The organism is Actinophytocola sp. KF-1 (assembly GCF_054661535.1).
This window is the reverse complement of the sequence record NZ_BAAFVK010000001.1, coordinates 526,580-537,661: the sequence shown is the minus strand read 5'-3', so window position 1 is coordinate 537,661 and position 11,082 is coordinate 526,580. Positions and strand designations below refer to the sequence as shown.

At 71.8% G+C, this 11,082-nt stretch carries 11 protein-coding genes; 5 read left to right on the top strand and 6 right to left on the bottom strand.

From position 1 onward, the window contains the following. The first annotated feature begins 138 nt into the window (after positions 1-138). Together eccD and mycP are read left to right on the top strand one after the other, a co-directional pair. Complete coding sequence (gene eccD, locus ACYQ77_RS02725) at positions 139-1,512, top strand: type VII secretion integral membrane protein EccD (protein WP_459707034.1); 1,374 nt, start codon at positions 139-141, stop codon at positions 1,510-1,512. A gap of 16 nt (positions 1,513-1,528) precedes the next feature. Further along, positions 1,529-2,971: a type VII secretion-associated serine protease mycosin gene (gene mycP / locus ACYQ77_RS02720; RefSeq protein WP_459707032.1), complete on the top strand. Its 1,443-nt coding sequence runs from the start codon at positions 1,529-1,531 to the stop codon at positions 2,969-2,971. Positions 2,972-3,082: 111 nt separating this feature from the next. Here mycP and ACYQ77_RS02715 read toward each other — a convergent pair whose 3' ends face one another. From ACYQ77_RS02715 to ACYQ77_RS02690, 6 genes are all read right to left on the bottom strand, one after another. Continuing rightward, positions 3,083-3,877, bottom strand: coding sequence for an ESX secretion-associated protein EspG (locus ACYQ77_RS02715; RefSeq protein WP_459707031.1), 795 nt, complete (start codon positions 3,875-3,877; stop codon positions 3,083-3,085). Between the two features lie 4 nt (positions 3,878-3,881). Continuing rightward, positions 3,882-4,235, bottom strand: a complete 354-nt coding sequence (locus ACYQ77_RS02710; RefSeq protein WP_459707029.1) for a hypothetical protein — start codon at positions 4,233-4,235, stop codon at positions 3,882-3,884. A gap of 13 nt (positions 4,236-4,248) precedes the next feature. Continuing rightward, a complete protein-coding gene (locus tag ACYQ77_RS02705; RefSeq protein WP_459707027.1) occupies positions 4,249-5,571 on the bottom strand; it encodes a WXG100 family type VII secretion target in 1,323 nt (440 codons plus the stop codon). Between the two features lie 97 nt (positions 5,572-5,668). After that, complete coding sequence (locus ACYQ77_RS02700) at positions 5,669-6,448, bottom strand: ESX secretion-associated protein EspG (RefSeq protein WP_459707025.1); 780 nt, start codon at positions 6,446-6,448, stop codon at positions 5,669-5,671. 23 nt (positions 6,449-6,471) lie between these two features. Next, on the bottom strand, positions 6,472-7,749 hold the full coding sequence (locus ACYQ77_RS02695; RefSeq protein ID WP_459707023.1) for a hypothetical protein: 1,278 nt from the start codon (positions 7,747-7,749) through the stop codon (positions 6,472-6,474). Positions 7,750-7,767: 18 nt separating this feature from the next. Next, a complete protein-coding gene (locus tag ACYQ77_RS02690; RefSeq protein ID WP_459707022.1) occupies positions 7,768-8,895 on the bottom strand; it encodes a PPE domain-containing protein in 1,128 nt (375 codons plus the stop codon). A 102-nt stretch (positions 8,896-8,997) separates the two neighbouring features. Between ACYQ77_RS02690 and ACYQ77_RS02685 the strand changes: the two genes are divergently transcribed. From ACYQ77_RS02685 to ACYQ77_RS02675, 3 genes are all read left to right on the top strand, one after another. Continuing rightward, entirely contained in the window at positions 8,998-9,636 is a 639-nt protein-coding gene (locus ACYQ77_RS02685; protein ID WP_459707020.1) for a metallophosphoesterase family protein, read from the top strand. Further along, positions 9,633-10,478, top strand: coding sequence for a ParB N-terminal domain-containing protein (locus ACYQ77_RS02680; protein WP_459707018.1), 846 nt, complete (start codon positions 9,633-9,635; stop codon positions 10,476-10,478). Before ACYQ77_RS02685 ends, ACYQ77_RS02680 begins: the two co-directional genes overlap by 4 nt. 134 nt (positions 10,479-10,612) lie before the next feature. Next, positions 10,613-10,972 carry a peptidase inhibitor family I36 protein gene (locus tag ACYQ77_RS02675; RefSeq protein WP_459707016.1) on the top strand — a complete coding sequence of 120 codons (360 nt, stop codon included), beginning with the start codon at positions 10,613-10,615 and terminating at the stop codon, positions 10,970-10,972. Positions 10,973-11,082: the final 110 nt, after the last annotated feature.

Genomic DNA, 11,082 nt, shown 5'->3' with positions numbered 1-11,082 from the left:
CAACTTGGCCGAACCCGCGCACGAGCCGGGAGCGGCAAGGCCATACTAGGGGCCGCCACCGACAGCAATGGGTGGTTATGGCAAGACGACAGGTGAGGGGGCTGCGGGGTGGCTACCGGTACGACAGTGTTCAGCCGGGTGACGGTGGTCGCGCCGAGAACGCGCATCGACGTCGCGCTCCCCGCGGGTGTCGCGGTCGCCGACCTGCTGCCGATGCTGCTGGAGATGGCCAAGGAAGCCACCCCCGACGGCGGCGCGCGGCACGGCGGCTGGTGCCTGGCCAAGCTAGGTGGCGAGCCGCTCGACCCGAGCCGCACCCTCGCCTCCCTCGGCGTCGTCGACGGTGAACTGCTGCAGCTGCGCAAGCGCGCGGAGAACCCGCCGCCGCCCCTGTACGACGACGTGGTCGACGCGATCGCCGAGTCCTCTCCGGACAGCTACCGGCCGTGGACCAAGCAGACCGCGAACCGCATCGGTTACATCGCGGGTGCGCTGGCCCTGATCGTCGCGGCCGTCACCGTGCTGATGACGGGCCCGCTGTTCGGCGGCTCGCACATCGGCGCGGCCGTCGCCGCGGGCGCCGCCGCCGTCGTGTGCGTCGCGCTCGGCGCGGTGATCGCCCGCGGCTACCAGGCCGAGACCTCGGGTGTGCTGATCGCGGCCGCCGGCGGGTTGCCCATGGCGTTCGTCGCGGGCCTCTACATCGTGCCCGGCGCGACCGGGCGGGCCAGCCTGCTGCTCGCGTGCGCGCTGGTGCTGATCGTGTCGTCCGCGTCGATCATGCTGATCGGCGCCGGGGTGACCACGTTCGTCGCCGCCGGGTCCGCCGCGCTGGTCGGCGTCATCGCGTTCGCCATCGGCACCCTGATCGCGCACCCCGCCCCCGGCATCGCCGCGGGCACCGCCGCCGTCTCGCTCGCTGCCCTGTCCGTGCTGCCGAGGGTCACGATCCAGCTGGCCAGGCTGCCGCTGCCGAACGTGCCGGGCAGCGCGGAGGACCTCAAGGAGGACGCGGGCTTCCCGGACTACCGGTCCATCGAGCGCCGCGCGGGCCTCGCGCACGAGTACATGACCGGCATGATCATCGGCCTCGGCAGCGCGGCCGCGATCTCGGCGATCATCACCGCGAGCAAGTCGGACTTCTGGGCCATCGCCATGGCCGTCGCCGCCACGCTCGTGCTGCTGCTGCGCGCCCGCACCTACGCCAACGGCAGCCAGGCCATCGCGCTGCTCGCCACCGGCATGCTGTCGGCCGCCGGCATCATGATCGGCTGGCTGATCGGCGCGGACACGTTCGACCGGCTGCTGTGGGTGTTCGGCACGCTCGTGCTGATCGCCGCCGCGTCGCTGGTGCTCGGCGTGATCTTCCCCGAGCAGCGCTTCTCACCGCCGCTGCGCAGGACGGTGGAGATCATCGAGGCCGTCTGCATCGCGGTGCTGCTGCCGCTCGCGCTCGCCGTGATGAACCTGTACGGCACGCTGCGGCACGTGAACATCCTGCCAGCGAACTAGGGGGAGCTCGCTCGTCATGGCCGTAACCCGGAGCACTCGGGTCCTGTCCGTGCTCGCCGCCGGCTCGCTGGCGTTCACCTCGGCCGCGCCCGCCGCTGCGCAGCCGTCGAGCCCGCCCACCTCGTCCGAGGCGGGCGAGAGCATGGCGACGCCGCCGCCGCTGCCGCCGAACACCCGGACCCCGGTCGACACCGGGGAGCCGGACGAGAACTACACCGCGAAGACGACGTGCGTGACGTCCAAGGGCTCGACGGTCCCGCTCGAGTACAAGCCGTGGGGCCAGGACGTGCTGCGGTTCGACGAGATCGCGAAGTTCGCCACCGGCAAGGGCCAGAAGGTGGCCGTGATCGACACCGGTGTCGACCCCCACACCTACTTCCAGAACCGGCTCGAGGGCGGCGGCGACTACGTCAAGAAGGAACACCGGGGGCTCGAGGACTGCGACGGGCACGGCACCGAGGTCGCGGGCATCATCGCGGCGAACCCGAGGAACGACTCGATCGGGTTCCGCGGCATCGCGCCGGACGCCGGGATCGTCAGCATCCGCCAGTCCAGCGCGAACTACGAGTTCAAGGACACGAAGACGAACCAGAGCAAGGCCGCCGGCAACCTCGGCACGCTCGCGCAGGCCATCGTGCGTGCCGCGAACACCCCGGGCGTCACCGTGATCAACATGTCGGTGGACTCGTGCCGGCCCGCGAGCGCGGGCCGGATCTTCGACCCGGAGCGCGAGGTGCAGGCGGCGCTGCGGTACGCCGTCGAGGAGAAGGACGTGGTGCCGGTCGCGTCGGCGGGCAACCTGCCCGAGCGCGACTGCAAGGAGCAGAACAGCTCGGACCCGAAGAACCCGACGCAGATCGTGATCCCGCCGTGGTTCTCCGACTACGTGCTCTCGGTCGCGGCGATGTCCAAGGACGGCAGCGTCGCCGAGTTCTCCATGACCGGCCCGTGGGTCAGCGTCGCCGCGCCGGGCACGGAGATCATCTCGCTCGACCCGGCGAACGCGACGGGTCTCGCGAACCAGACGGTCGACGACAAGGGCAACGCGCAGCCGATCCAGGGCACGTCGTTCGCCGCGCCGTACGTGGCGGGGCTGGCCGCGCTGGTGCGGGAGCGGTTCCCCGACCTCACCGCGAGGCAGGTCATGGACCGGATCAAGTCGACCGCGTCGCACCCGGCCGCCAAGAACGGCCACGACAACCTGGTCGGCCACGGCATGATCAACCCGGTGGCGGCGCTGACCGCGTTCATCCCGGCGGAGGAGAACATCCCGCCGGACAAGCCGCTCGACGTCCCGTTCGAGATGCCCGCGCCCTACGAACGCAACTGGACCCCCATGCAGGTGGCGATGATCGGCTCCGGCGGCGGCCTGGGCCTGCTCCTGCTGACCCTCTTCGTGGTCCACACCGTCAAACGCAACCGCCGAGAAGAAGAAGAAAAACCCCGCCCCCGAACCTGACCCCTCGCGAGTCACGCCGGCAGGCATACCGAGTTGCCGGTTTCGTGCAGGTGCGTGTGCACGAAACGTACAACTCGGTGTGTGCGAGAGCGCGACTCGCGATGTTCGGGGTCAGCGGGTTTTGAGGGCCATTTTGCGGATGGTGTCGCGGATCTCCTCGCGGGAGAGCGGGTTCACGCTCATCCACTCGGCGTCGCCCGCGAGGCGGTAGCGGCCGCGTTCGGTGTCGAGCCAGCGCAGTTCCTCACCGACGCGCTGCCACTGGTCCTCGCTGTCGTCGCGGCGGGCGACGCCCACCTGGCCGTTGCCGAGCACGGGCTGCAGGTGCGACACCATCCGCCGCACCACGCGGTCGTCGATGCCCTGCGCCGCGATGACGTCGTCGACCTCCTGCGCGGACAGCGGCTCGTCCCGGTCGACGAGCGCGCTGAACGCCGTCTCCAGGGCACGCCTCGGCAGGCTGAACGGCGCGGTCAGCGGGGTGTCGGCACGCGGCACCAGCCGCACCAGGTCGTCGATCGCCTCGTCCAGCGTCGCGGCCTTCATCCGCACCATGCCGTCGTCCGACGCGAGGTCCTGCGTCACCAGCAGCGCCTCGTCCCGGTGCACCAGCACGGCCGCGCCCAGCAGCACCTCTTCCTTGGCCAGCACCATGTCCAGCACGCCGGTGCACGACCGCAGCAGGAACACGAAGTCCTCAGCGACCCCGAGCGGGCCGTTCTCGTCGGCGAGCCCGCGGGCGGTCAGCTGCTCACGAGCCGACTTGAACAGCGACCGCTGCTCCACGTCGGTCGTCCCGGACGCGGGGATCTCCAACGGGAACGGGGCTTCGACCTCGGCGAACACGCACAGGAGGTCCACCTCGACGGTGTGCAGGGGCGCACCGGCGTTGACGCGCAGTTCCATCGCGTCAGTAGTACCGGTTCTTGGTCGCGTTGTCTGCGTCCACCTGGAGGTACGTGCCCGCGGTGTGCTCGGCCGCCAGCACGAACTCCTCCATGTGCGCGACCGCGAGGTTCAGCTGGCCGCGCAGGCCGCGTTCGCTGCCCATGCGGTCGGTGAACTTCTCGGCCAGCTCCTGCCCGACCGGGCTGGTGCCGAGCATCGGCGCGTAGTCCGGTGTGGACAGGTCCTCGACCTCGCGGGTGACCCGGTCCAGGTGCCTCCGCACCTCGGCCACCGCCTCGGCGAACGCCCGCACCTCGGCGGGATCCACGGCCCAGCCTGCCCCCGATGCGGACGGCTGACCATCGTCGACGTACATGCGTGCGTTCCCCTCAGAGCCCGATCACCGGCGGCGCTGCCTTGAGGTCCGACGAGAAGGGGTCCTCCTCGATCGGCACCCTCCTGCGGTGCTCGCCGTCCTCCTCGTCCTCGCCGCGGCGCCCACCGGCCCCGCCGCCGCCCATGCCGAGCCCGCCGGTCTTGCTGAACCGGCCGCGGCCGCGGTAGTCGCGGTCACCACGACCGCCCGCGCCGCCCATGCCACCGGGGAACCCGGCGCCACCGCGGCCCGCGCCACCACGGCCCGCGCCCGCACCACGGCCGCCCGCGCCGCTGCCGCCACGACCGCCCGCGTACGGGCCCATCGCGCCCGCGCCACGTGCGGTGCCCATGCCACGGCCCGCGCCCATGCCCGGCATCGCGCCGAACGGGCCGAGTCCGCCGCCCGCGCCGCCGCCACCACCGCCACCGCCGGTGCCGAACCCGGGCAGCCCAGGGCTGTTCGGGCCGAGCCCGGTCAGCGACTGCCAGCGCCCTTCCGGCCCGCCCGCGAACGACGGGGTGGTCACCTGGCCGAGGTCAACGGGCGGTGCCGGGGTCGGCCGCCACGGGCCGCCGACGCCGGGTGGCGGGGCCGGCACGCCCGGCCTGCCGATGCCGTCGTCCGGGTTCGGCACCGGACCGGTGCCCGGGTTGCTGCCGTCGGACGGGTTCCCGAACTGCGGGGTGGTCTGGTCGATGCCGAGCAGGGCGCCCTCGTAGCGCTGCATCGTCTGCACGGCCTTGCGCTTCATCTTCTTCTTGCTCGACCCGAAGCCGAAGACGCTCGCGATGCCGCCGATCGCGGCGCCGAAGGCCGCGCCGATCGGGCCGGCCACCGCGAACCCGGCCGCCGCGCCGCCACCCGCGGTCGCCAGCCAGTTGTTCTTCGGCATGCCGGGCATGGTGTCCTGCGCGGACCGCAGCGCACCGCTCGCGTCCTGGATCGGACCGGACATCTGCTGCGCGGTCTCGCCGAGCTCACCGATCCAGCGCGCGTTGGTGGTGACCTTGCGCACCGCCTCGTCGGCGGCCGTGCCGGTCCAGTACCGCATCAGCTTGTCCAGCGACCGCGACAGGTCCTCGGACGCCTTCGACACCGCCGAGCCGTGCCTGCTCCACTCACCGGCCAGCGCGTCGAGCTGCCCCGGGCTCGCGCGCTCGGCCACCATCTTGATCAGTGACTCGAGGCCGTAGCCGTTCCAGTTGACCCCGCCGTTGACCCACAGGTCGTTTTCCTCGCGCCTGCGCCTGCGCTCGTCCTGCGCATGCTGCGCGGCCTCCTGCGCACGCCGCCGTGCGTCCGCAACCTGCTGGAGGATCTGCTCGAAGCCCACGCCCCTGCCCCTCCCACCATCGATTCCGACGGTCACGTTAGCGGATGCGACCGACACTGAGCACGCGAACAGGTCTCAACTTTTCGCAGGCAAACGGTCAACCGCGGAGTGACCGGGCGAGTCCGCGCACCGCCACCGCGAGATCGTTCCCGTGCATCGGGTTCACCGACAGCCAACCACCCTCGTCACCCTCGACCAACTGGAACCTTCCCCGTTCCGTGTCCAGCCAGCGCAGCTCGGCACCGACGCGCTGCCACTGCTGCGCGTAACCAGCCCTGATCGCGAGCCCCATCTGCCCGTTGCCGAGCACGGGCTGCAGGTGCGTCACGAGCCTGCGCGCGAGCCGGTCGTCGATGCCGTTCGCGGCGAGCAGCTCGTCCCACTCGTCGCGGCCCAGCGGGTCGTCCCGGCGGCTCAGCAGCACCCGGTAGACGCGGTCGAGCGCGGTCTTCGGCAGCGAGAAGGGCGCGGTCAGGGCGGGGCCGTGGTCGGGGACGAGGCGCAGCAGCTCGTCGACGGCGTCGTCGAGCGGCAGCTCCGCCATGCACAGCCGGCCCGCGCCGGTCAGCTCCTGGGTGGTGAGCACGGCGAGGTCCTGCCTGGCGAGCAGCACCGCGCCGAGGGTCTCCCCGCCCGCCGACAGGACGAGGTCGAGCGTCATCGCCGCGTCCTGCAGCAGGTACGCGAACGCCTCCGCGACGCCCAACGGGCCCCGTTCGTCGGCCAGCCCCCGGGCGGCCAGGCTCTCCCCGGCCGCGCGCAGCACGGCACGTCGTTCCCCGGTGGTGGCACCGGCCGACGGCACACGGAGGGGGAACGGCGGCGCGGAGCCCGCCGCCGCGCACAACAGATCCACCTCCGCGGCGCCAACGGTCACTGCCGACCTGGCGCTGATGATCATCAGGCAGGTGTGCCGTGGCCGGTCCGGACCGGCCGGTCGTGCTGCCCGCCCGGCCGGTCACCGGGGTCCGCGTGGCGGTCCTCGGGCCGGTCGCCAGGCCGGTCCTCGGTGCCCTCCCGCGGCTGATCGCCCGGCTCACGGTCCCGGGGTTCCTGACCGGGCTGGTCCTGGGACTCGCTGCCCTCGGTGCCCTCCCGCGGCTGGTCACCGGGCCCACGGTCCGGAGGTTCCTGACCGGGCTGGTCCTGGGACTCGCTGCCCTCGGCACCGTCCTGCGGCTGGTCACCGGGCCCACGGTCCCGGGGTTCCTCGCCAGGCCGGTCCTGGGGCGGATCCCCGGGCTCGCGGTCCTCGGCACCGTCCTGCGGCCCGTCACCAGGCTGACCACCAGGCCCGCCCTCGGCACCGTCCTGCGGCTTCTCCCCGGCCTTGTCCTCGGGCTCCGCGGCCTTGTCCTCGGGCTCCGCGGCCTTGTCCTCGGGCTCCCCGGGCCGGTCCTCAGCGGTGTCGCCGGGCTCGTCCCCGGCCTTGTCCCCGGCGTCCTCGCTGTCCTCGGCCTGGTCCTCGTCCTGGTCCTCGTCGTCCTGGGCCGCGTCCTCGCCGTGGTCGTGGTGGTACCCGTGCCCGTGACCGTGGCCGACGGGCTCCTCGTCCCACCACTCGACCTCGTACTTGAACTTGTCGAGCTCCTCGACCGCGTTCTCCTCGGCCTGCTCGTAGGCGCGCGAGGCCTCCTCGGCCGTGCTGACGAACCGCTCCATGCGCTTCATCGCCTCGGTGAGCATGGCGCGCAGGCCGTTCTCGGCGTTGAGCCGGTCGTCGAACTTCTTCGCGAGCTGCTGGCCGACGGGGCTCGTGCCGAGCTGCGGGGTCAGCTCCGGCCCCTGCATGCGGTCGACCTTCATCCGCACCGCGTCGAGGTACGACCTGGCCCGCACGACCGCGTCCCCGAACGCGCGCAGCCGGTACGCGTCGACCTCCCAGCCACCCGTGGACTTCGCCGCGGGCGCGGTCATGGTGGTCGCCGGCGCGTCCGGCACGGCGGGCGGCGGTGGCTGCGTGACCGGTGCGCTCGCCTCCGGCATGGCGGGCGGTGGCGGCGGGGCCGCCTCCGGCGTGGCCGCTTCCGGCATCGGTGGCGGCGGCTGCGGTGTGGCCTGGTCGTCGCCGGTCACCCTGGCGATCCACGCCGAGCCCTGGTCCCCCTCGGCGACCGGCTGCGGCACGTCGCTGCTGTGTTCCCCCCGGAGCACTGCGATCAGGTTCTCTGTGGACATCCCTTACCCCTTGGTTCCCTACAGGCCGATGACCGGTGGCGACGCCTTCTGCCCCGTGTCGAACGGGTCGTCCGCGTCGAAGGGAACTCGTCTGCGGTGCGCCTGTCCCGCCCCCTGCGCACCCATGCCGGCACCGGCCATCGGGGCCATGGGCCCCATCATCCCGCCGTGCGCGGTACCGCCACCGGACGTCGGCAGCACGCCCGCGGCCCCGGTCGGCAGGCCGCCACGGGCAACTCCTCCCAGGTTGCCCGCGCTGTCGCCGATCGTGCCCCGGCCCGTCATCGGTCCCGGCATCACCCCGAAGCCGCCGCCGGTGCCGGAGCCGCCGATCCCGCCGGACAGCCCGGAGACACCGCCGACGCCACCACCGCCGCCGCCACCGTCGTAGGCGCCGACACCGGGCATGGACGACGAGCTGGTGTCGGTCATGCCGGTCAGCAGCTGCCAGCGCAGGTCGACGCCCGCCGAGACGTTCACGGTGCTGATCCACACGTCCCCACCCGGCGTCACCTCGACGTCGTCGACGCGTGGCCGCAGCTCGGTGCCCCGGCCCTCGAACCGCGGCGTCGCCTGGTCGATGCCCACCGCGGCCTGCTCGAAGCGCTGCATCGTCTCGATCGCGACCCGCTTGAGCTGCTCCTGCTCGGCCTGCGCCTGGAACGCGCTCTCCGCGCCCGCCGCGGTCGCGCCGACGGCCGACGCGAGCGGGCTGCCCTCGGTCACGAGCCGGGCCAGTTCCGCGCCCTCCGGGGCCGACCCGGGCACCGCGGCGGGCGGCGTCGGCGGCAGCTTCGGCATGGCCTCCTGCGCGGACTTCAGCGCACCGGCGGCCTCCTCGATGGGGTCGCCCATCTCCTTGGCGGTCATCGCGAGGTCGCCGACCCACTGCGCGTTGAGCGCGACGGTGTAGCGGGCCTTGTCCGCGGTCTCGCCGGACCAGAAGTCCATCAGGTCGTCGAGGGCGTCCGCGAGGTAGTCGGCGGCGTCGGCGACCCCGTCACCGGTCGTGCGCCAGTCGTCGGCCAGTCTCTCCAGCTGGGGCACGCTCGCCTTGTCGACAACCATGTTGACCAGCTGTTCCAGTGTGAACGCGGCCCAGTTCACGCCGCCACTGACGTAGTGGTCAGACCCCTGTTCTGCCATGGAGTTCCCCGTCCCTCTTCCCCGACATCAGTTCCTGACTGTAATGGGTCGTGTGCGGCGACGGCACTAGTCTGATCAGACGCCCGCCGTACGCTCGTTGGTGTGCCGAAGCTCCTGACGGTGTCCGACGAGATTGTCGAGTCCTTGTGGACCGAACGGGTAGCGGAACGTTTCGGTTCTGTCGACCTGGTGCTGGCCGCCGGGGATCTCCCGTTCGACTACCTCGAATTCCTCGCATCGGCGCTCGACCGGCCGCTGGTGTTCGTGCCCGGCAACCACGACGCCGACCTGTCCACGTATTCGCGGCGGCACGGCATGTGGCTGGCCGCCGGTTTTCCCGCCCGCTACCCGGGTCCGGGCGGTGCGGTGAACGCCGACGGCCGCGTGGTCGAGGTGGCCGGCCTGCGGATCGCCGGGCTCGGCGGGTCGATCCGCTACAACGAGGGGCCCAACCAGTGGACGGAACGGCAGCAGTCACGCAGGGCGGCACGGCTGGTGCGGTCCGCGCGCGGGCGGCCGGTGGACGTCCTGCTCACCCACTCGCCGCCGCTGGGCGTCGGCGACCGCGACGACCCGCCGCACCGCGGTTTCGCCTGTCTTCACACGGTTGTCGAACGACTGCAACCCACTGTTCTCATACACGGCCACATCCACCCGTACGGACAGCCGGTTCCTGATCGGTCCATGGGCGAAACACGGGTGCTGAACACGGTCGGATACCGCATCCTGGACGTGCCATGAACCGAGACACGGGCTTTCCAGTAGCCGACGCCGAGAACGACTTCCTGCGTGCCCGCCGCAGGCAGGTCCTTTCGCGACTGGCCGCGTGGCTGCGCAGGCAGCCGGACGACGTGAACATCATGCTGCCGTTCGACGAGGTCGTCACGGCGCTGGGCCGCACCGGGGAGCGCCGCCTCGGTCTGCAGGTGATCACTTTGGACTCGATCGTCGGCAGCGTCGACCGGTCCAGGGAGTTCGACCGGCGGTTCCGGCCGACGTCCGGGCAGGTGCGGGAGCGCTGGCAGCGGCTCGCGCTCGCGCAGCGGCGCGGCGAGTCGATCCCGCCGATCGAGGTGTACCGGGTCGGCGACATGCACTTCGTCCTCGACGGGCACCACCGGGTGTCGGTGGCGCACGCGCTGGGGCTGAAGACGATCGACGCGTACGTCACGGAGGTGCTGACCAGGCTGTCGCCCGGCGGCATCCGGTACCGCGGCGACCTGCTGGTGAAGGACTACCGGCGGATCTTCCTCGACCGCGTGCCGCTGATCGGCGAGGCGCGGCGGGCGGTGTCGCTGACCGACCCGTGGGACTACGCCGAGCTGGCCGAGTCGGTGGAGGCGTGGGGTTTCCGGCTCATGCAGGACGAAGGGCGGTACCTGGACCGCCTCACCGTCGCGCAGCGGTGGTACGACGAGGAGTTCGTGCCGGTGGTCCGGATGCTGCGCCAGGCCGGGATGATCGAGACGCAGACCGAGGCGGAGGCGTACATGTGGGTCGCCTGCGAGCGGTACCGGCTCATCCGCACGCACCGCTGGGACGACGAGGTGATCACCGCCGTGCGGGAAAGCAAACGTCGCTGACTTTGTCAACTCGACAGCGGTCTTCTGTGGACAACTCCGGCCTGTGGACAACTTTTTTGCCATTCGCTCCCCCTGCGCGATTCTCGTGGTGCACCGCATTCCGCGGTGCACCACACAGAGGGAGTCCACAGGAAATGAAGAAGCTCGTCATCGTGATCGCGATCGCCGCCGGAATGCTCGCCGCCGCCGTGCCCGCCGCCGCCCAGAGCGACCCACAACCGTGTGAGCGCGGGGAGTTCTGCCTCTGGCCCGCCGAGGGCTATCACGGCGACATTCACCGGATCGCGCTGGAGAACGCCAATCCCGGGGAATGCGTGCCGCTGCCGGAAGGATTCGACGGCCGCTCGTTCACCAACCGCACCAAACGCCCCGTCACGGTCTACCAGGGCCGCGACTGTTCCACGGAAGCTGAGTTCGACACCTATCCCGGCGGCGGCACGTTCGTACCGGAAGCGCCGTACGTGGTGAGGGGGGTGCAGATCTGGGCACAGTGACGCACCGGGACTCACCCGGACGAGTGGACAACTGAATACCTGAGGCCGATCTCAGCCCCGATACGGGAACGTGTAGGCGCGTGCGCGCGTTGATCCACGTAGGGGGTGGG